At 42.4% G+C, this 21,051-nt stretch carries 21 protein-coding genes; 9 read left to right on the forward strand and 12 right to left on the reverse strand.

What is annotated here, in order from left to right; genetic code table 11:
* Position 1: 1 nt before the first annotated feature.
* From hemE to hemA, 5 genes are all read right to left on the reverse strand, one after another.
* A complete protein-coding gene (hemE, locus tag ACFSTG_RS06005) occupies positions 2 to 1,030 on the reverse strand; it encodes a uroporphyrinogen decarboxylase (RefSeq protein WP_380749627.1) in 1,029 nt (342 codons plus the stop codon).
* A 34-nt stretch (positions 1,031 to 1,064) separates the two neighbouring features.
* Positions 1,065 to 1,592: a transposase gene (locus ACFSTG_RS06010; protein ID WP_380749629.1), complete on the reverse strand. Its 528-nt coding sequence runs from the start codon at positions 1,590 to 1,592 to the stop codon at positions 1,065 to 1,067.
* Between the two features lie 110 nt (positions 1,593 to 1,702).
* Positions 1,703 to 2,416, reverse strand: a complete 714-nt coding sequence (locus ACFSTG_RS06015; protein WP_380749631.1) for a uroporphyrinogen-III synthase — start codon at positions 2,414 to 2,416, stop codon at positions 1,703 to 1,705.
* Positions 2,417 to 2,451: 35 nt separating this feature from the next.
* Positions 2,452 to 3,372 carry a hydroxymethylbilane synthase gene (gene hemC / locus ACFSTG_RS06020; protein WP_380749634.1) on the reverse strand — a complete coding sequence of 307 codons (921 nt, stop codon included), beginning with the start codon at positions 3,370 to 3,372 and terminating at the stop codon, positions 2,452 to 2,454.
* The gene (hemA, locus tag ACFSTG_RS06025) at positions 3,369 to 4,628 is read right to left on the reverse strand and encodes a glutamyl-tRNA reductase (RefSeq protein WP_380749636.1); all 1,260 of its coding nucleotides are present in this window, start codon (positions 4,626 to 4,628) and stop codon (positions 3,369 to 3,371) included. The genes hemC and hemA overlap by 4 nt, the downstream gene beginning before the upstream one ends.
* Positions 4,629 to 4,828: 200 nt before the next feature.
* Between hemA and ACFSTG_RS06030 the strand changes: the two genes are divergently transcribed.
* From ACFSTG_RS06030 to ACFSTG_RS06055, 6 genes are all read left to right on the forward strand, one after another.
* Entirely contained in the window at positions 4,829 to 5,731 is a 903-nt protein-coding gene (locus tag ACFSTG_RS06030; protein ID WP_380750804.1) for an AraC family transcriptional regulator, read from the forward strand.
* Between the two features lie 94 nt (positions 5,732 to 5,825).
* A complete protein-coding gene (gene hemH, locus ACFSTG_RS06035; RefSeq protein WP_380749639.1) occupies positions 5,826 to 6,857 on the forward strand; it encodes a ferrochelatase in 1,032 nt (343 codons plus the stop codon).
* Positions 6,858 to 6,970: 113 nt separating this feature from the next.
* Positions 6,971 to 7,519: a CopD family protein gene (locus tag ACFSTG_RS06040; protein WP_380749641.1), complete on the forward strand. Its 549-nt coding sequence runs from the start codon at positions 6,971 to 6,973 to the stop codon at positions 7,517 to 7,519.
* A 44-nt stretch (positions 7,520 to 7,563) separates the two neighbouring features.
* Positions 7,564 to 9,018 (forward strand): sensor histidine kinase, encoded by a 1,455-nt coding sequence (locus tag ACFSTG_RS06045; protein WP_380749644.1) that lies wholly within the window; start codon positions 7,564 to 7,566, stop codon positions 9,016 to 9,018.
* 6 nt (positions 9,019 to 9,024) lie between these two features.
* On the forward strand, positions 9,025 to 9,807 hold the full coding sequence (locus ACFSTG_RS06050) for an enoyl-CoA hydratase/isomerase family protein (RefSeq protein WP_380749646.1): 783 nt from the start codon (positions 9,025 to 9,027) through the stop codon (positions 9,805 to 9,807).
* A 54-nt stretch (positions 9,808 to 9,861) separates the two neighbouring features.
* Positions 9,862 to 10,935 carry a PA0069 family radical SAM protein gene (locus tag ACFSTG_RS06055; protein WP_380749649.1) on the forward strand — a complete coding sequence of 358 codons (1,074 nt, stop codon included), beginning with the start codon at positions 9,862 to 9,864 and terminating at the stop codon, positions 10,933 to 10,935.
* Here ACFSTG_RS06055 and ACFSTG_RS06060 read toward each other — a convergent pair.
* The 3 genes from ACFSTG_RS06060 to ACFSTG_RS06070 all read right to left on the reverse strand — a co-directional run bounded on the left by ACFSTG_RS06060 (position 10,932) and on the right by ACFSTG_RS06070 (position 12,900).
* A complete protein-coding gene (locus tag ACFSTG_RS06060; protein ID WP_380749652.1) occupies positions 10,932 to 11,600 on the reverse strand; it encodes an HD domain-containing protein in 669 nt (222 codons plus the stop codon). The two genes, ACFSTG_RS06055 and ACFSTG_RS06060, sit on opposite strands and share 4 nt — an antisense overlap.
* A 23-nt stretch (positions 11,601 to 11,623) precedes the next feature.
* Positions 11,624 to 12,355, reverse strand: a complete 732-nt coding sequence (locus tag ACFSTG_RS06065) for a lysophospholipid acyltransferase family protein (protein ID WP_380750807.1) — start codon at positions 12,353 to 12,355, stop codon at positions 11,624 to 11,626.
* 134 nt (positions 12,356 to 12,489) lie between these two features.
* On the reverse strand, positions 12,490 to 12,900 hold the full coding sequence (locus tag ACFSTG_RS06070; RefSeq protein WP_380749655.1) for a BrxA/BrxB family bacilliredoxin: 411 nt from the start codon (positions 12,898 to 12,900) through the stop codon (positions 12,490 to 12,492).
* A 164-nt stretch (positions 12,901 to 13,064) separates the two neighbouring features.
* Between ACFSTG_RS06070 and ACFSTG_RS06075 the strand changes: the two genes are divergently transcribed.
* Positions 13,065 to 13,799 carry a tellurite resistance TerB family protein gene (locus ACFSTG_RS06075; RefSeq protein WP_380749658.1) on the forward strand — a complete coding sequence of 245 codons (735 nt, stop codon included), beginning with the start codon at positions 13,065 to 13,067 and terminating at the stop codon, positions 13,797 to 13,799.
* Positions 13,800 to 13,813: 14 nt separating this feature from the next.
* On the opposite strand, the gene ACFSTG_RS06080 is transcribed toward ACFSTG_RS06075, so the two are convergent.
* On the reverse strand, positions 13,814 to 16,102 hold the full coding sequence (locus ACFSTG_RS06080; protein WP_380749661.1) for a TonB-dependent receptor: 2,289 nt from the start codon (positions 16,100 to 16,102) through the stop codon (positions 13,814 to 13,816).
* Between the two features lie 100 nt (positions 16,103 to 16,202).
* Here ACFSTG_RS06080 and ACFSTG_RS06085 point away from each other — a divergent pair, with 100 nt between their 5' ends.
* Positions 16,203 to 16,856, forward strand: coding sequence for a metal-dependent transcriptional regulator (locus ACFSTG_RS06085; RefSeq protein ID WP_380749664.1), 654 nt, complete (start codon positions 16,203 to 16,205; stop codon positions 16,854 to 16,856).
* A gap of 6 nt (positions 16,857 to 16,862) precedes the next feature.
* On the forward strand, positions 16,863 to 17,684 hold the full coding sequence (locus ACFSTG_RS06090; protein WP_380749667.1) for a ZIP family metal transporter: 822 nt from the start codon (positions 16,863 to 16,865) through the stop codon (positions 17,682 to 17,684).
* A gap of 177 nt (positions 17,685 to 17,861) precedes the next feature.
* On the opposite strand, the gene feoB is transcribed toward ACFSTG_RS06090, so the two are convergent.
* The 3 genes from feoB to ACFSTG_RS06105 form a co-directional block, all read right to left on the reverse strand.
* Positions 17,862 to 19,961, reverse strand: a complete 2,100-nt coding sequence (gene feoB, locus ACFSTG_RS06095; protein ID WP_380749670.1) for a ferrous iron transport protein B — start codon at positions 19,959 to 19,961, stop codon at positions 17,862 to 17,864.
* Between the two features lie 3 nt (positions 19,962 to 19,964).
* Positions 19,965 to 20,195, reverse strand: a complete 231-nt coding sequence (locus ACFSTG_RS06100) for a FeoA family protein (protein ID WP_380749673.1) — start codon at positions 20,193 to 20,195, stop codon at positions 19,965 to 19,967.
* Between the two features lie 135 nt (positions 20,196 to 20,330).
* Entirely contained in the window at positions 20,331 to 20,996 is a 666-nt protein-coding gene (locus tag ACFSTG_RS06105; RefSeq protein WP_380749676.1) for an SCO family protein, read from the reverse strand.
* Between the last annotated feature and the right edge of the window lie 55 nt (positions 20,997 to 21,051).

Below are 21,051 nucleotides of genomic sequence, written 5' to 3' on the forward strand. Positions count from 1 at the left end.
TTTAATTTGCTTTATATTCTTTAACCGCTTCTACGAAGGCTTTAGCATTTTCAACAGGAATGTCTGGCAGGATACCATGCCCAAGGTTAACGATATATTTGTCTTTGCCGAATTCATTGATCATAGTATGTACCATAGTCCTAATTTCGGAAGGTGGCGAATAGAGTCTGCTGGGGTCAAAGTTGCCCTGTAGGGTGATCTCTCCTCCGCTTAGCTTTCTTGCCATTTTCGGGGAACAAGTCCAGTCTACACCCAATGCAGCCGCTCCTGAAACCGCCATCTTGTCAAGCGCGAACCAGCATCCTTTTCCAAAGGCAATCACATGGGTATCGCCTTTGAGGGCATCTATGATCTGCTGGATATATTTCCATGAGAATTCTTCGTAATCTGTGGGGGAAAGCATCCCGCCCCAGGAATCAAAGATCTGCACGGCGTCAACTCCGGCTTCCACCTTTGCCTTAAGATAACTTATCGTGGTATCGGTTATTTTTTGAAGCAGAGTATGGGCCGCCTGGGGATTGGTAAAACAAAATTTCTTTGCAATATCAAAATTCTTGGATCCCTGCCCTTGTACCGCATAACAAAGTATGGTCCAAGGGGAGCCGGCAAAACCTATAAGAGGTACTTCATCATTTAGTTCTTTCTTGGTCATTTTGATCGCCTCCATGACGTAACCAAGAGTTTCATGAACATCTGGCACGATCACCTTGTGAACATCTTCCATAGTCCTAATGGGATTGGGAAGCCAGGGACCTACCCCAGGTCTCATCTCCACCTCAATATTCATCGCTTGAGGCACTACAAGAATATCACTGAAAAGTATCGCTGCATCTGTACCAATCTGGTGTATTGGCATAACGGTGATCTCTGTGGCCAGTTCAGGGGTACGGCACCGGGTGAAAAAATCATATTTTTCCTTTAGCTTGATGAAATCGGGCAGGTACCTTCCTGCCTGTCTCATCATCCACACCGGCGGACGTTCTACGGTCTCACCTTTTAAAGCTCTAAGAAACAGATCGTTTTTTATCATAAATATATTATTATTCTAAAGTTAATATTTCAGACTAAGAAAGTCTGCGGATGTCATGAACTTCCTGGAAATTCACTTTATCTCCAAAAATATTAAGAATTTCTTCTGTCTTCAAAATGCTAAAAGAACCATTCATTACTTCCTTATAGGATGAATAAGAATAGTTTTTAAAATCTTCCCCAAAGTGGATTTGAGGATTTAAATTTACGTAGATAATTAGTTGTTTGAGGTACTTCTCGCTATCTACTTTTATTTTTCTGAAACGCTTTTCGAATAAACTGCCGCTTCTGTCTTCAGCCTTATTAAAGGCTTTTGCATAGGAATTAAAGAAATTTGAAAAGCTTTGGGTAACCTCTTTTGATTCCCCTTCAACCCTTACCACAAAATGAAAGTGGTTTTGGAGAAGACAATAAGCAAAAGTTGATACTTTACCTGATAAATATTTTCTGTACTGTTTAAGGAAGTATTCCCTGTTTTGTGCATTAGAAAAGATGTTCGATCTATTAATCCCTCTGTTATAGATGTGGTAATAACAATCTTTTTCTAATGTTTCTAGTTTCATTTTTTTCTTCAACAGACCTGCAAGGTCTTTTTTTGACCTTGTAGGTCTTCATGGAATCTACTTCAAAAAACCTACAAGGTTTTGGAAACCTTGCAGGTCAGTAGTTGTTTTTACTTAAATTTCTTTACCGCCTGTACGATCAGGTTCTCAGTGGTTGGTTTGTTGGCAACCACGATATTCCCGGTGTATTTTTCAGCTTCAGAAGCGGTTGTTTTTCCTATACAGAAAGCAATACTTTCTTCGGCAGTATTTTCCGAATAAAAGCTTTGCACTGCACTGGGGCTAAAAAAAAGCACTCCATCAAAGATACGATCTATTTTTTTCGGCTCCAGGAGAGTATCGTAAACTTCGATCTCGATAAGTCTTACTCCGTTCGCCTTTAATGTATCGGGAAGTGCAGGATGTCTATTCTTTCCGCAAAAAAACAGGAAATCCTCCTTCTGGTAGTTTTTTACAATAGCATCTGCCAGGATATTTCCATAGTCAGCAGCTTTCACTACTGTGAAATCATTCTCTTTAAGAAGAGCTGCGGTTTTTTCACCCACGCAAAATACATTTCTGGTCCTTAACTGGGAAACAGCGGGATGATCAAGTATTGCCTTTACCGCATTTTTACTGGTAAAAATTATATTTTCAGGAATGCTGTTTAACTGAAAATTGAGGGAAACTATAGAAATGAATTCCTTTTCTACCAGTCCAATTCCTGCATTAAGAATCAACTCCTTTTGAGCGGGTGTAAGTGTTTTGGTAGAAAGAAGGCTTTTAGTTCCTGCAACATGCGTTGCTGGCGAAGGTTTTACTTCCGGATTGGTTTTATTTTTCAAAATGTTAATTTGGTAAGGGGAACGGATAATATTTTTTAGCCTTTGGTGTTAATGAGCTTTTTGATCTCTTTCATCAATTCGGCACCACCTGCTGCAAGAACTTCCTCAGCACAGGCTTTTCCAAAACCTTCATTTTCTGTAACCGGGATCGTTTTTTCAGTTCCTATCTTTTTGCTTCCGTCAAGGCTGAAAAGGGCACCTTTAAAATGAATGTTGTCTCCTTCAATCACGGCAAGAGCACCAATAGGGGCAGTACAGCCTCCCTCAAGAGTACGTAAAAATTCCCGTTCTATATGGACGCAGATCTCAGATTCTTCATGGTTTAGGGCAGAAAGTGCCTTGCGGCAAAATTCATCCTCTTCCTTTGCCACTACCAGCATTGCTCCCTGCGCGGGGGCCGGAATCATCCATTTTAAATCTGAATATGATTCAGGTTTGAGGTTTATTCTTTCAAGTCCGGCAGCAGCAAAAATGGCTCCGTTCCATTCATTGTCTTCCAGTTTCTGCATGCGGGTATTCACATTTCCGCGGAGGTCTACCACTTCGTGATTGGGGTATTTGTGCAGCCACTGAGCTTTTCTCCTAAGACTTCCCGTAGCGATTATTCCTTCAGTGTTAAGAAAATCGGTTCCTTTGTGAACTAAAATATCCTGTGTATGTGCCCTTTTAAGTACCGCAGCTTCCACGATCCCTTTGGGAAGGGCAGTAGGGACATCTTTCATGGAATGCACGGCAATATCGATCGTGTTGGTCAACATCGCCACATCCAGGGTCTTGGTAAAGATCCCGGTGATCCCGAATTCATATAAAGGTTTGTCTAAGACCAGATCTCCCTGAGATTTGACGGGAACAAGTTCGGTTTGATATCCTAATTTTTCGAGGGCCTGCTTTACGGTGTTAGCCTGCCACATGGCAAGTTCACTGTCACGTGTTCCTATTCGGATCGTTTTTTTCATTTTCTTACCGGGTCTTCCAGTTGAAACATTCTCTGGATAAGCTCCAGACTTTCATCGGTAGTATTGGAATCCCCTTTTAGATGATTGGCAAAATGATTCATTATTTTCTGAATGATCCTGTCGCTTATGATCTCTGCCTGCTGGTCATTGAAATCAGATATTTTTCTACGCTGAAAATCTATCTCAGCATCTTTCATATCCTTGAATTTTTTCTTCAGGGCCTTGATCGTTGGGGCAAATTTTCTGGTCTCCAGCCAGGAAATGAACTCTGATTCTATTTCTGAAATAATGGTTTTCGCCTGCGGAATAGATTCCTTTCTGCGCTCCAGGGTTTCATCTGTCATTTGCGACAAATGGTCCAGGTGGATCAATTTCACTCCTGAAAGCTCCTGCACATCATCTGCCACGTTCTTCGGAATAGAAAGATCCAGGATCAACAATTCTTTTTTGTTGTAGATAAGTTCCCGGGTGATAGTGGGATTCTGAGCTCCTGTAGCCACAATAAGGATATCTGCCTGCCTTATCTCTGCCTGCAGGTCTGCATAGTCCTTAACGGTGAGGTCAAATTTGCCGGCGATCTTTTCGGCTTTGTTCTTGGTGCGGTTGATCAAAGTGATCTTATGGTTGCCGGTATGCTTCACCAGGTTCTCACAAGTGTTCCTTCCTATTTTTCCTGTTCCGAAGAGTAAAATATTCTTCTCTGCGGGATTCTCATAATTCTGAAGAATATATTGTACAGAAGCAAAACTCACCGAAGTAGCCCCCGATGAGATCTGGGTTTCGTTCTTTATCCTTTTGCTTGCTTGTATCACCGCATTGATAAGACGTTCAAAGAAAGGATTGGCAACTCCTGCATCGCGGGACTGTATAAAAGCCGTCTTTAGCTGGCTAATGATCTCGAAATCCCCCAGGATCTGGCTGTCAAGACCGGTCCCCACCCTAAACATATGGGAAATGGCCTCCTTGTTTTTGTATACATAGGCAACCTTTTCAAATTCTTCTACAGTACCATGTGTATGTTCGCAAAGTAGCTTTATCAATTGAAAAGGGTGCTGGGCAAAACCGTAGATTTCGGTCCTGTTGCAGGTTGAGGTCACGATTAATCCATCAATGCCTTCCTCTTTGGCCTGTAGTAACAGGTTCTTTTTGCCCTGATCATCCAGGCTAAAGTGGCCTCTTATTTCCGCATCGGCTTTCTTGTAGCTTAAACCAATGGTGTAAAAATGTTTTCCTCTCGAAATATTATAATCTTCCATGTACCTGATTAGGAATTCAAACAGCAAAATTAAGACAAGACTAAACCAAAAAACAACGCTAAAAGTACTATTTTTATCGCTTCACGTGATTTTAGGGTAAAAACTGACATTGATCATATTTTTCAGTAATTTTACCTATGTAAAGGGCATGTACCGGAAATTAGGTCAAAACTGTCCCTAATAATATGATTCAGGTCAGGATGGAGAACATGGAAAAAAATATCGCTGGAGGGATTTTTGAAAAGACAAAACTTGAAGAAGGGTTCTATCTTTTGAAGTTCCAGAATGAGCAGAAGCAGCCGGTAAAGGTGCTTCGCAATATCAATAGCAAGTTCATTCAATTCCATTTTTCAGGTAAAGGGGAAAGCAGGTTTTTCTTTAATAACGGAAGTTATAAGATCCCTCTTTCCGAAGAGAATTCACTTCTGCTTTACAATCCTAAAAGAGACCTACCCATAGATATGGAACTTCAGCCCAACAGTTGGTTGATCTCCATTGTAATCTCTATTAAGAAATTCCATTCACTATTTTCGGAAGAAGCAGGTTACATTAGTTTCCTGCAGCTGGAAAACCGGGATAAACAGTATTACAAGGAAGTTCCGCTGTCACCGGGAATGGTCATCGTATTGAACCAGGTGGCGAATTACAATATTGTTCCCACTATTAAAAACCTTTACTATAAAGCCAAAGCCTACGAGTTGCTTAGTCTCTACTTTAACCGTTCTGAAGATCCTGATGTTGAGCAGTGCCCGTTCCTGAGTGATGAAGAGAATGTTCTTAAAATAAGGAAAGCAAAGGATATCATTATCGCCAATATGGCCGAACCTCCTTCGCTACAGGAGCTTTCCAACCAAATTGGTCTTAGTCTTAAAAAATTAAAAGAAGGATTTAAACAAATCTATGGGGACTCAGTCTATAGTTTTTTATTCGACTATAAAATGGAATATGCCAGGAAATTGCTGGACACCGGGGAATATAATGTAAACGAGGTGGGCTTAAAGGTTGGCTACAGTACTTCGAGCCACTTTATTGCCGCCTTTAAAAAGAAATTCGGGACCACTCCAAAGAAATACCTGATGTCGCTTACCTCAGACTCGGGTTAGATAAATCAAAGCAATGGGGTTATAAGACTATAATCTCCGGAAACCTTTTTTGTCACTATTTATTAATTGTATTTTTGGAAACAAATTACGGGCTATGAGTAAAGGTGTTTTGCTGGTCAATCTTGGATCACCGGACAGTACAGATCCAAAAGATGTTAAAAAATATCTGGATGAATTCCTGATGGATGAACGGGTGATCGATGTTCCTTACTGGGCACGAACCCTTTTGGTTAGAGGGATCATCCTTAACACCCGCCCCAAAAAGTCTGCAGAGGCTTACGAAAAGATCTGGTGGGAGGAAGGATCTCCATTAATTGTGCTTTCAGAAAGATTACAGGAAAAAGTTGATGCCCTCACCTCTGTTCCAATCGCTTTGGCCATGCGTTATGGAAAACCGAATATTTTGAGCGGTTTACAGGAACTGCACGACAAAGGGGTGGATGAGGTATTGGTTTTCCCGCTGTACCCTCAGTTTGCCATGGCCACTACGGAAACTATTCTGGTACTGGCAGAAGAACTTCGGAAAAAACATTTTCCGGAAATGCAATTCACTTCAGTTCCTGCCTTTTACAATCACGCCGATTATATTCGTGTCCTTTCCAACAGTATTTCAGAAAGCCTGAAAGATGTTGAATTTGAACATCTGCTTTTCTCCTATCACGGAGTTCCGGAAAGGCACATCAGGAAAAGTGATATTACCAAATCCCACTGTAAGATCAATGATACTTGTTGCCAGACACCTTCAGCAGCTCATCAATTCTGCTACAGGCACCAGTGTTATGAGTCTACAAGATTGGTAGCAGAAACCCTGGGACTCGAAAAAGACAAATATTCGGTATCCTTTCAATCGAGACTGGGATTTGATCCATGGTTGAAACCTTATACAGACAGGACCATTGAAAGATTGGGTCTTGAAGGGACCAGGAAACTGGCGATCGTGACCCCGGCCTTTGTATCAGATTGTCTTGAGACCCTTGAAGAGATCGCCATGGAAGGGAAGGAGATCTTTGAAGAGGTGGGAGGAAAGGAATTTACGGTGGTTCCCTGTCTGAATGATCGTGATGAATGGGTTAAGGTTCTGGCGAGATGGATCGATGAATGGGCCATGCAACCTGTTACGGCTTAAAAAATGATTAAAAAGGAGGTGGTTTTAGACAGGAACTTTCCGAAGAAACCATTTTAGAAAAGTTACATTTGTTGAGGAAGAGCTAAAAAACAGTATTGAATAAAACCTGAGAGGTGGAATATTACAGCTACATCAAAGCTTTACATCTTATTTTCGTGATCACCTGGTTTGCCGGCCTTTTTTACATTCCCAGGCTTTTTATTTACCATATCGAGGCTAACGAAAAAGCAGAACCCGAGAGATCCATTTTAATTGCCCAGTTCAAGATAATGACTCAAAGGTTGTGGTATATTATTACCTGGCCTTCTGCAATTCTGGCGAGCCTATTTGCTTTTTGGCTGCTCTACCTTTTCCCTTCCTGGCTTAAAATGGACTGGATGCTTATAAAACTTGGTTTTGTGGTGCTTCTTTACCTGTACCACTGGAAGTCGCACCTCATTTTTAAAGAACTTCAGAATAACGTGGTTAAATGGACCTCTAACCAAATGAGGATGTGGAATGAAGGGTCTACCCTTATACTTTTTGCCGTGGTCTTTCTTGTTATTGTCAGAGATGCGGTGAACTGGATCTATGGGGTAATAGGCATTTTCCTTTTGGCGGTAATATTAATGCTTGGAATAAAGCTGTATAAAAGGTTACGCACCAGGAACGGTGAACTTTGAAAATGGTTTGATAATTGTTTATCAATAATGAGTAACAAAATTCAATGAGGCTTTTAAAATTCTCCTTACGTACGCGAATCTTCCTCTCCATGATCCTATTGGTGTTGCTCGCTTCGATTCTGATTGGGGGAATTACCATTTACCAGTATAAAGAAGAGGCGAAGGAATATCATAGGGACCGGCTGGAACGTAAGGAAGAAGCCATAAGGGAGCACATTAAATTCGTTATTGAAAGTACCACCTATGAGGTGAAGGAAGAAAACGTGATCCTCATTCTGAAGGAAAGGGGGAAGATCCACGAGATCGCCCAGGTGCATAATATGCCTATTAACGTTTACAGTCTTGACGGTGAACTTATCCTGAAATCCAATCAGTCCTTTTTCAGGGACACTACAGACTTTCAGCTTGATACAGAGATCACAGATAAATTAAGCAGTTCCTCAAAAAAACGTGTGGTAAGGCATACCGTAAAAAACGAGAAGAGATTCCAGTCTTCCTACACCTATATTTCCGATAACAAATTCAAGCCCCTGGCTATCCTTAATCTGCCTTATCTGGAAGATGATTATTTCATTACGAGAGATCTGGAGAATTTCCTGATAAGGCTGCTTGAGGTCTATCTCTTCATGCTGATGATCGCCATTGGTCTGGCTTATTTTCTCTCTAAATATATCACAAGGAGCCTAAAGACGATCTCAGATAAGATAAACCAGACCCGTTTGGATAAAAGAAATAAGAAGATTGAGATCGAGAACGTAAGTGAAGAGATCTTTACCCTGGTGAACGCTTATAACAGTATGATCGACGAGCTGGAGGAAAGTGCGGTAAAACTGGCCACCAGTGAACGGGAACAGGCCTGGCGGGAAATGGCCAAACAGGTTGCGCATGAGATCAAGAACCCTCTTACGCCTATGCGCCTGAGCGTTCAGAATTTCCAAAGAAAATTTGATCCCTATGATCCAGAAATGCCTCAAAAAGTAGAGGAATTCAGTCAAACTTTGATCAACCAGATAGATACCATGAGTTCCATAGCCTCGGCTTTTTCGAATTTTGCGAAAATGCCGGCACAGCAGAATGAGACCTTAAATGTTCCCAAGATCGTAAAGCTGGCCCTTGATATATTCAATGAAGATTATATTATTTTCTCTGCGGAAAAGGAGGAGATCCTGGCAAAATTCGATAGAACCCAATTAATACGTGTGGTGACTAACCTGGTCAAAAATGCTATTCAGGCTACCGAAGCTGTAGGGAACCCGGCAATCCTTGTTGCCGTGACCGAGGAAGCAGATTTTGCCTGTCTCACGGTTTCAGATAATGGGCTGGGAATTTCTGAAGAGAATAAAGAAAAAATATTTGAGCCTAAGTTTACCACCAAATCGAGTGGAATGGGCCTTGGGCTTGCCATGGTCAAGAACCTGGTTGAAAGTTGCGGGGGCAGTATCAGCTTTAGCTCCAAATTAAATAAAGGAACTATCTTTAAAGTATGTTTACCAAAATAAATCAACATGGAATTTGAAAATATCTTACTGGAGAACAATGAGGGCATAGCCTATATTACCATAAACAGGCCTACCAAACTGAACGCCTTGAACAAAGCCACTATCGGGGAGCTTCATGATGCCTTCAGTGCAGCAGAAGAAGACCGGGAGGTAAAGGTCATTATTCTTACCGGAATTGGTGAAAAGGCCTTTGTAGCGGGAGCAGATATTAGTGAATTTGCAGATTTTTCAACTCAGGAAGGTCAACGTCTTGCAGCAGAAGGACAGAAAAAACTCTTTGATTTTGTAGAGAATATGTCCAAACCCGTGATCGCTGCTGTCAACGGGTTCGCGCTTGGTGGTGGACTTGAGCTGGCCATGGCGGCTCATTTCAGGATTGCCAGTGAGAACGCTAAAATGGGATTACCTGAGGTTTCCCTGGGAGTGATCCCAGGATATGGCGGTACTCAAAGATTGCCACAACTGGTGGGTAAAGGTCGTGCCATGGAAATGATCATGACTGCAGGAATGATAGATGCAAGGCAGGCGCTGGAATATAACCTGGTCAACCATGTGACCACCTTAGAGGAGCTGCTTCCCATGGCAGAGAAGATCGCTTCCAGGATCATGAATAACTCAACTGTGGCCATTTCAGCAGCGATAAGAGCTGTTAATGCTGCCTTTGACAAAGAGGTGAATGGTTTTGAGGTGGAGATCGAAGAATTTGGGAACGCCTTTGGAACCGAAGATTTTAAAGAAGGAACTTCAGCATTCCTGGCCAAACGTAAAGCAGATTTTCCCGGGAAATAAATCAGGTTAAGGAATTATTCCAAATTAATGGAATAATTCCTATATTTGTTCCCCATGGAGAGGAACGAAATTATTAAAGGAAGAGGAGCACAACATCAGGTCGCCAATAAATTCTCATTGCATTCGTATGAGATGCGTGATGATTTTCTGAATTATTGCGCAGCAGAAGGAGAAGAGGCTACAGATCCCAGGACTTCCTTTATTGATACTTTCCCGAAGACCATAGTTAACAAGGTCAGCAGCCCCGATGTAGGGATGGAATATTCCCTTAATCCTTACCAGGGGTGTGAACATGGCTGTGTATACTGTTATGCCCGGAATTCTCACGAATACTGGGGATATGGAGCAGGCCTAGATTTTGAACAAAAGATCCTGGTTAAAAGAAATTCTGTGGAGCTTTTAGAGAAAAAACTGCGCAGTAAGACCTGGAAAGCCGCCCCAATCATTCTCTCCGGAAATACAGATTGTTATCAACCTGTTGAGAGAAAACTGGAGATCACCCGGCAATTGCTCCAGGTGTTCCTGAAATACAAACATCCGGTAGGCATCATCACTAAAAATGCCCTTATCCAGAGAGATCTTGATCTATTGGAAGAACTGGCAAAAGACAACCTTGTAAGGGTAAACCTTTCCATCACCACCCTGGAAGAAAAGATCAGACAGTTACTGGAACCGCGTACTGCCAGTATCAAGAAACGTTTGGAAACCGTTGAAAAACTTCATGAGAAGGGGATTCCTGTAAACGTTATGATGGCACCTATCATTCCTTCGATTAACAGCCATGAGATCCTGCCACTTGTGAAAGCGGTTGCCGAAAGGGGCGCCTGCGGGGTTGGTTATACCGTGGTGCGACTTAATGGGGCCATTGGCGAGGTTTTTTCAACCTGGATCAGAAAAACTATGCCCGACAGGGCAGAGAAGGTTTTGCACCAGATCGCTGAATGCCACAATGGAAATCTCAATGACAGCCGTTTTGGAACAAGAATGAAAGGTGATGGTAAAATTGCAGATCAGGTAGCACAGCAGTTCGCGATCGCGCGGAAAAGATATTTACCGGGAAATGAAAGACCCATGCTCAATTGTTCTTTGCATGAACAATACAAAGACGGTCAAATGAAGCTTTTTTAAGGTGTTTCCCAGTCGGGGGTATGGCCCCATTCGCGATAGAATTCTTGCAGAAATTGTTTCATGAAGCTATGTCGCTCTTCCGCTAATTTCCTGCCGGTTGGGGTATTCATGCGATCCTTTAGAAGGAATAGCTTTTCATAAAAATGGTTTATGGTGGGAGCGGTAGAATTCTTATACTCTTCCTTGCTCATGTTGAGGTTGGGTTCGATCTGCGGATCAAAAAGCGCCCTTCCCCGGTAGCCTCCATAGTTGAAAGTGCGCGCTATTCCTATTGCGCCCAGTGCATCCAACCTGTCAGCATCCTGCACTACAGACAGTTCAATCGAGGAAAATTCCTGTTCCTCATTTCCTCCTTTGAAGGAAACCCATTTAATGATATTTTCAACATGGTTTATGATGGACACGGGAACCAACTGGGACTGCAGGAATTCACGGGCTATTTTTGGGCCTTTTGATTCATCCCCGTTATGGAATTTATAGTCGGCGATGTCGTGAAGTAAGGCACCGAGTTCCACAACAAAATGATCAACCTCTTCCCCTGCAGCTATTTCTCTGGCATTTTTTAAAACCCTCTCAATATGGAACCAATCATGGCCGCCTTCTGCATTGCGTAGAGTTTCCCGGACAAAATACCGTGTTTTTAATATGATTTGCTCCTTTTCCATTTAGTGTGAATTTAAAAACCGGGTCATTTAATGTCGGCCGTAATGGTTCGCTCTACTAGCGCCACCAGGTTTTCGGGAGCGTCAGATTTTACCGGAATTGGTTCGTGGATCTTGAACATGATATGAGTACCTATACCCAGAGGAAAATGACCGTATTTAAATAATTTCCAGGAATTATTGATGGTAACGGGAACAATGACCGCTTCCGGCATCTTTTTAAATAAAAGTTGAAGCCCCTGAACGGCGAATTTTTTTGGAGCACCGGTACGGCTCCGGGTTCCCTCAGGAAAGATAACGGCAGAGCGGTTGTTCTGGTTAAGATAGTCAGCAAATTTTGACATTTTCACCAGGGCTTCCCTTCCATTTTTTCTGTCAATTAAGACACTTCCACCATGTCTAAGGTTAAAGGAAATGCTTGGAATTCCTTTGCCGAGTTCCTTTTTGCTGACAAATTTAGGATGATGTTCCCTGAAGTGCCATATGAGGGGGGGAATATCATAAATTCCCTGATGGTTTGCCACAAAGATACAGGGACGGTCTGTGGGCAAGTTGTATTTATTGTCAATTGAATAGCGGGTGCCCAGGACATTCAGGCTCCTCAGTAAAAAGAAATTAAAGAGATCCACACTTTTTTTATGCGCTTCATATCCTCCCAATTTCAGGCTTACCCATTGAATGGGATGAAAGATCAGCAGGGTGAGAAAGAAAAAAATATAGAAAATAACAGATAACGGGTAGGAGAGGATCTTCTTAATTTTTTCCATCTGAAAACAGTAGCATAATTGGGCTGCAATTTCTAATTTTATTCAGTGCAGGTCAAGCCTGCAGGAGCAAAAAAAACTGTGCAAGGAAAATTTCCCGGCACAGCCCTTTCAGTAATTTTAAGGTCTTAACAAAACTCGTTGTAAGCCTCAGTAAGGTTTTCTGCGATCATTTCTGCAGGACGGCCTTCAATGTGGTGCCTCTCCAGCATATGAACCAGTTCTCCATCTTTAAAAAGAGCCATAGAAGGCGAAGAAGGAGGGAATGGCACCATATAATCACGTGCTTTTTCTGTAGCCTCTTTATCTACTCCCGCGAAAACCGTTACCAGGTGATCGGGCCTTTTGGTGTTCTGTAAAGACATTCTGGCAGCAGGGCGAGCGTTGGCGGCAGCACAACCACAAACAGAATTTACCACAACAAGCGTGGTACCTTTCTGAGCTATGGCTTCATCAACCTGAGATTCTGTATGTAATTCTTGAAAGCCAATGCTGGTCAAATCCTCGCGCATTGGTTTTACTAATTCTGGTGGATACATATATTTAAATTTTTATAGATCTGTAAAGGTGCAAAGATACCAAATAAAGTTAAGGTGGCTAAATTTCTATGACATAAAGGGTTAAGGCTAAAGTTCTTATTGACAGGGGGTCAATTCTGTGAATAGGGTTTTAAATGTTATCTTTGCCCCGAAAAATTATTCGCATGATCAAATGGATTGCCGCCCTGTTGGGTTTTATGTTCTATGGATTCCGGGGAGCAATTTTAGGCTTCATATTAGGTAGCATTATTGACAGTCTTACCTCTTCTTCCAGAGGAGGCTTCAAGGTTTTTTCTGAAGAGAAACAGGGGCCTGTGACCCCGGGTGATTTTGAACTTCACCTGTTATCCCTTTCGGCGATCGTCATAAAATCTGATGGCAGGATCAGCCAGCAGGAGATGGATTATGTGCGTATGTATTTTGTACAGTCTTATGGAAAAGAACGGGCAAATGCTATTTTCAGGACCTTTAATGAGGTAGCTAAGAAAAGGGAACTTTCTGAAGCCAGAATAGCCGAATTCCTGGTGCCCAGAACAAAATATGCTGCCAGATTACAGATCATTCATTTTCTTTTTAGCATTGCCAATGCAGATGGGCATGTTAGCCAGGGAGAAGCACAAAAGATAAGGGAGATTGCGGGCTATCTTAGGATAGGTGTCAAAGATTATGAGAGCATCATGGCCATGTTCTTTAAAACCACAGACAATGCGTACAAGATCCTTGAGATCGAAAAATCGGCTACAGATGCTGATGTGAAAAAGGCATTTCGCACCATGGCCAAAAAATACCACCCCGATAGGATACAACATATGGATGAAGCCTATATCAAAGGGGCTGAAGAAAAATTCAGGAAAGTTCAGGAAGCCTACGAACAGATCCAAAAAGAACGAGGCTTCTAGGACACTGAAGACTCTTACCGAAGCAATTTGTTGCCCAATTTCAAACCAATGAAAAAAGTCCTGGGCCTGGAGGGGCCATAAACGTAATTTGCATCCCGTTCTACCCCTTTGTCAAAATCATTCTGGAATTGGTCGAATAAGTTCTGAATACCGGTATTCAGTTCCAGCTGGAAACTTCCGGACAGGTCAAAAATATAGGCTGTTTTAAAATTGATTTCTGTAAAACCTTTAGTTGTTTCCAAACGGTCATTTTCAATATAACCGGCAAGATGAGGTACATACATGCTGCCGGTATATACACCTGAAAAATTGTTCTGCCAGTTCTTTACCGGCGCGTAGGTTAAAATGAAGTTTCCGTAGATGTTTGGAGATTTAAAGAAGTTCCGTGCATTATCAAGAGAAACGGCAGGATCATCGCTATACTGCACCGCAGTATCATACCTGGCCCTCTGCAGGGTGCCTCCCATTTGTAAGATCCAGTCTTGGTTTGGCGCATATACAACGTCTAAGTTCATACCGTAGACATCTGCACCTTCCCCATTCCTTTTTTCAAATATCGTTTCTGAAATTCGCTCAAGAATAAAAGGGTTTTGGAGGCGGATATAAAAAGCTTCAAGAGTCAGCCTGTAATCTGTATCCAGGGTGGTTTTATTCCATTCTGCGGAAGCCAGATAACTATGAGAGGTTTCAGACCGCAGATCATCTGAGAAGGTAACAAGGCTGACTTCCCCTGCCGCGATACGGGCATGAATATCTTCAGTAAATACCTGGGGAGCCCTGAAACCTTTAGCATAACTGGTTCGAAACTGAAGTTGGTCACTTGCCGCATAAAGTAAATTCAAGCGCGGATTGAACACAATGTTTTCATCTGCTACATTGTGGAGGTCTGCACGTAATCCCCCTAAAACCTTTAATTTTTTAGTTGCCTGCCACTCCTGCTGAACGTAGATCCCTAAAATATTCAGGTTTTGATCGATCTTAGCGTTATATCCCGGTTTCCGGTCACGCATGAGGTTATTTTTGAATTCACTTCCGGCTGTAAATGTTGCTGTTGACCCTAAAAAGTTTTCCTGGGGAAAAGAAAACTGAGCCCCCAATACATAAGTGTGATCAAGGGAATTTCCGAAGCCTTTTATGCTTTCCTCATATGTGAGGCCTTTTCCTCCATAGAAATTCTTATTTTTTGAAAGTTGTGCCGTACCATATACAGAATACCTTACATCCTTACTGCCTGAGAAGACTTCATAGGTAAGGCCGCCGCCAATTACCTCACTCTCTATTTGTTCTGTGATATCTGCTTCAAAAGGTAAAAGATTGAGCTTGTTTCCGCCACGACGAAATTCCTGAATTGCGTGAAAATCAAGTTTCAATTCACTTACGTCATCCGGTTTGAAAAATGATTTAAATCCGAAGGTTTTATTTTCCACCTGGGTAATTTCGGTAAAACCATCATCATTATGATCATAAGGATTACGATCTCTAAACATTCCATAGACATTGAGCCCGGTGGTGTAATCATCAGACAATATGGTCCCGTTCACCGTCACCGCCTTGTCACCGGCATCTCCGTTGACGAGGGCGGTATTCCCGGCAATTTCAAAATAATCTTCAGTAGGTACTTTAGTGATAATATTAATGGTGCCGGCAATGGCATTAGAGCCGTAAAGCGCAGAACCCCCACCGCGGACTACCTCTATTCTTTCAATGGAATTGGCCGGGATCTGGTCCAGACCATAGACGCCGTTCAATGCACTAAAAACCGGACGGCTATCGATCAAAATTTGAGTATAGGCACCATCAAGACCATTCATGCGGACCTGTGAAAATCCGCAGTTCTGGCAATTGGTTTCCATTCTAATTCCGGGTTGAAAATTTAAACCTTCACTTAAGCTGATAGATTGGGTAGCCTGGAGATCCTGAGAGGAGGTAACGGAAACGATTACGGGAGCGGTCTGTCGAAGTTGTCCTGTTCGGCTGGCAGAAATGACTACCTGATCCAAACCGGTAATGTCTTCTTGCAGGGCAAAGTCTATTGTTTGAGGGTCAGATGTTAAAAGGTCCAGGTGCCTTTTTATTGTTTTATAACCAATAGCCTGCAGGATAATTTCATGATGCCCCAGGGGTGCCTCCAAGATGTATTTTCCTTTTTTATTGGTAGTGGCCCCAATTTCAGTTCCTTCCAGGTAAATATTTACATATGCAACCGGTTCGTCATTTGAGGTAACAGTTCCCGATACCCTGGCAGTCTGTGCATTGATATTGAAGATAATGAAGCTTGTGAACAAGGTAAGAAGTGATTTCAAAACAGTTATTTTATGCAAAGGTATAAACAATTTTTAGACAAGTCTAAAAATTGTTTATGAATTATAAAAACTGTAGTTTTGGATTCTTGAAATAAGAAGTATGTTCAGTTTTTCAGAAGAAAATTATTTAAAAGCCATCTTTCACCTCGAAAGAAAGTATCCACGGGGGGTGAGTACAAATGCTCTGGCAGAGGAAATGGAAACCAAGGCATCCTCAGTAACCGATATGGTTAAAAAGCTGTCAGAAAAAGATCTGGTAGACTATAAAAAGTACCAGGGAGTGAGGCTGAGTTCTGAAGGAAAGGAAGCTGCAGTTCAGGTGATCAGGAAACACCGGCTTTGGGAAGTTTTCCTGGTAGAAAAGCTGGATTTTTCATGGGATGAGGTGCATGACGTTGCAGAGCAGTTGGAGCATATTAAATCTGAAAAGCTTACCAATGAACTCGACCGTTTTCTGGGTCATCCAGAGCGCGACCCACACGGGGATCCTATTCCTGATGCTAAAGGAAAATTTAGTGTGTCCAATAAATTACTGTTGACAGAGCTGGAAAAGGGGCAAACCGGAGTTTGTGTTGGGGTAAAGGATTCCTCCCCTGATTTTCTTCGGTACCTGGATAAGAACAAGATCGCCCTGGGGAGAGAGATCCGGGTGATAGATAAAGAAGCTTTTGATAATTCTATGATAATAAAGATCGACGGAGAGGAATTAAGTATATCTCATGCAATCTCCAGTAATCTATTTATAAAAACATAATTAACTATGAATGCGGTAATTGACTATTTTGAAAGCATTGATCCTGTTTTAGCGGCTTTGTATGCCACCTTATTCACCTGGGGATTAACAGCACTTGGGGCATCTCTGGTATTCTTTTTCAAGAAAATGCACCGGGCATTATTTGATGGGATGCTGGGATTCACGGGAGGTGTAATGGTAGCCGCCAGTTTCTGGAGTTTGTTGGCTCCCGGAATTGAAATGAGTGAAGGAGAAGGATTCGTAAAAGTGATCCCGGCAGTTGTGGGATTTGGACTTGGGGCACTTTTCATCTTCGGGCTGGATAAAGTTCTGCCTCACTTGCATGTAAACTTCAGGATGAGTGAAAAGGAAGGGGTGAAGACGCCATGGCATAAATCTGTTCTTTTAACATTGGCCATTACTATGCATAACATTCCCGAAGGGCTCGCTATAGGAGTACTTTTTGGTGGGGCCGCAATGGGTCTGGAGGGGGCAAGTATTGGGGGAGCTGTTGCTTTGGCCATGGGAATTGGTCTTCAAAACTTTCCAGAAGGCTTTGCGGTGGCCATGCCTCTCAGAGGGCTGGGAATGGGCAGGTGGAAAAGCTTTAATTATGGACAACTTTCGGCTATAGTGGAGCCTGTCGCTGCGGTGTTGGGGGCATGGGCGGTAATGACCTTTGAACCTATCCTGCCATACGCTTTATGTTTTGCGGCGGGAGCCATGATCTTCGTGGTTGTGGAAGAGGTTATCCCCGAGGCTCAGCAAGACAGATACACTGATATCGCTACGATGGGGTTTATTGGCGGATTCATTGTGATGATGACGCTAGATGTTGGCTTGGGCTAAGATGAGATCAATGGCAGCTACCACATTCCACTCCACATGATTTGGTGTTCTTGCCGTGGGCAAAAAGGAATTTTGGTTTGTATACAAACTTGGTGAACATATATCCCACTGCTATGAAAAAAGTGATAAAGACTAATATTTCCTGAATTAACTCCATATTCTTTTCTTATTTCGTTATTAACTTAAAGCCTGGAAAGCTGCAAGTGCAGCTATATAGGCAATTGCGGTCATGGCTACCAGTTGTACTACCGGCCATTTCCAGGTATTTGTTTCGCGCTTTACAATGGCAAGGGTACTCATACACTGCATTGCAAAAGCATAAAACAACAATAAACTTATTCCGCTTGCAAAGGTGAAAAGAGGTCCTCCCAGGACTTCATTTGTTTCTGAAGCCATCCTGCTTTTGATGGTCTCTTCTTCATCACTCCCTACACTGTATATGGTCGCAAGAGTGCCTACAAAAACCTCTCTTGCTGCAAAAGAACTTACAATTGCTATACCAATCTTCCAGTCATAACCCAATGGGGTTACAGCCGGTTCAATGAATTTACCCACATTTCCTATGTAAGAGTGCTGAAGCTTATATGAGGCAATCTGGTTGTCCAGCTCGGTCTGGGGTAAGAACGTTTCACTGTATTTGGAAGTGACTATCTCTTCAGCATTTTCAAATTTTTCCCCCGGTCCGTAACTCGCCAGAACCCATAATATTATTGAGATCGCCAAAATGATCTTACCTGCACCCAGTACGAAAGCTTTTGTTTTTTCCACTACGTTAAGGCCAACATTTTTGAAAATAGGCATCTTGTAGTTGGGCATTTCAATGACGAAATAGGACTTGCTTTTTATTTTAAGGATCTTATGCAATACCCACGCAGAGAATATGGCCATTACAAAACCTAAAAGATAAAGCAACATAAGAGTAATACCCTGAAGATTAAAACCGAGGAAAGATTTTTCGGGAATCACGAGAGCAATAATTATGAGGTAAACCGGAAGCCGTGCAGAACATGTGGTAAAGGGAACCACCAGAATGGTAATGAGTCTTTCCTTCCAGTTCTCGATATTCCGGGTGGCCATTACTGCCGGAATGGCACAGGCTGTGCCCGATACCAGGGGCACTACACTTTTTCCACTGAGCCCGAACTTTCGCATACTTCGGTCCATCAGGAACACTACTCTGCTCATATAGCCACTCTCTTCCAGGATCGAAATGAACAGGAAGAGAAAGGCAATTTGGGGAATAAAAATAACGATACCGCCCAAACCGGGGATGACGCCTTCGGCTATCAAATTGGTAAATGATCCTGCAGGTAAATGTTGTTTAGCCAGCTCACTGAATAATACAAAAGTGCTGTCTATAAAATCCATAGGGTAGCTTGACCAGTCATAGATGGCCTGGAAGATCAAAAGTAGGATTCCGAAGAAGATCACATACCCCCAAACCTTGTGGGTAAGTATCCTGTCAAAAGAAGCACGTAGACCTTTAGCGGCATTTACATCAATGGTCAGTGCCTTTTTAAGCACTCCATTTATGAATTGGTACCGAAGAATAGTTTCCTTCTGCTGCATCCGCTTCAGGGTACCTTCATCTTTGGTTACAAAATCCTGATTATTGAGGATATTGTTCCGGTTCACATTTCCAAAGTTCACATCCTGGGTGATCACCAGCCATAACTTGTAGAGAGACTGATTAGGAAACGCATTACGCAACCTGTCAAAATAAGGAGGATCCATGACAGACGCATTGAGACATGGCTCTGTAGAGATGTGCCGGTAATTGAGAATATGCTCTTTAAGTTCTTCTATTCCCTGCTTTTTCCTGGCACTTACCAGTGCTATACGGGTATTTAATTCTTTCTCGAGCTGCTTGATATCAAGGGAGATCCCTTTTCTCTTCATCCTGTCGGCCATGTTAATCACCAGGATGGTGGGAATTTCCAGGTCCTTGATCTGGGTAAAGAGCAATAAATTTCTTTTCAGGTTCTCAACATCACTTACCACCACGGCAACATCGGGATAATCCTTGTCATTTTTGTTAAGCAACAATTCAATGACCACATTCTCATCTAGGGAAGAGGCGTTAAGGCTATAGGTTCCCGGCAGATCAAGAATATGGGCTTTCACATTGTTGGGCAGCTTGCAGATTCCCTCTTTTTTCTCCACAGTAATACCCGGGTAATTTCCTACCTGTTGGTTGAGCCCGGTTAACTGGTTAAAAACGGAAGTTTTCCCTGTGTTTGGATTCCCAATAAGCGCAACATTGATCTGTTTGCCCATGATTTACGGGATAATATCTATTTGTATATTCTGGGCAGTCTCCTTGCGTATGGCAAGGTGGCTGCCATTAATGTTAAGGTAAATGGGGTCTTTGAAGGGGGCGGTCTGCACCAGCTCCACTTCATTTCCCGGCAAGCAGCCCATCTCGAGTAATTTCAGAGGTATGATATCTACTGAAAACTCTTTGATAATGCCCCGTTGGCCCCTTTTAAGATCGGCGATCGTGCTACTCAATGTTTATTTAGATTGATTTTAAACAAGGCAAAAATAAGGCAAAATTCAGGATTAGAAAAACTTGTGTGTAGAAAAGAGAAAATAATTCGTCTAAAGATGATCCTTATCAGAAAATAAGGCTTCAGGGGAACATTTTCAGTCCTTTTTTAATACCTTAATGTCGTGCAGCAGGTCCTGGATAGCTTCGGGATCTGTACCGTCATAAAACCCCCTTATCCTTTTCTTTTTATCCACCAGAACGAAATTCTCGGTGTGAATGAGATCAAAAGGTCCGGCATCCCCTTCGCTCTTAGCTGCCAGGTAAGACTTACGGGCGAGTTCGTAGATTTGTTTCTTATCGCCCGTCACCAGGTTCCACTTATCATCGTTCACCCCTTTTTCAACCGCGTATTTTTTAAGCTGCGGCACGCTGTCAGCTTGCGGGATCACAGTATGGGACAGTAACAGCACCTCAGGATCATTTTTTAACTCCTCCTGTATCTGCAGCATGTGATCTGTCATTATAGGACAAATAGTAGTGCAGGTGGTGAAAAAGAAATCGGCGACATAGATCTTGTCATTATAGAATTCCTGGGTGATCGTATCGCCATTTTGATTGTACAGTTCAAAATCTGCAATGGTGTGGTATTTTCTCACTTCCTGTACTGTGGAATCCACCAATTCATTCGTGACCATATTGGGCTGATAGACCGGCAGGCGTTCTTTTGGGTTGAGGATGTTGTAAATAATAATAATAATGATCACGGAAAGGACAAAAAGGAAAATTCCGAAGAACTTATATTTAGCAAAGAACCGAACCATCTTGTAGGATTTGTGGCAAAATTACATCCTAATAATCAATTTTTAAGACCAAACC

Origin of the sequence: Salinimicrobium flavum, from assembly GCF_042684505.1 — a bacterium.
Classification (GTDB): domain Bacteria; phylum Bacteroidota; class Bacteroidia; order Flavobacteriales; family Flavobacteriaceae; genus Salinimicrobium; species Salinimicrobium flavum.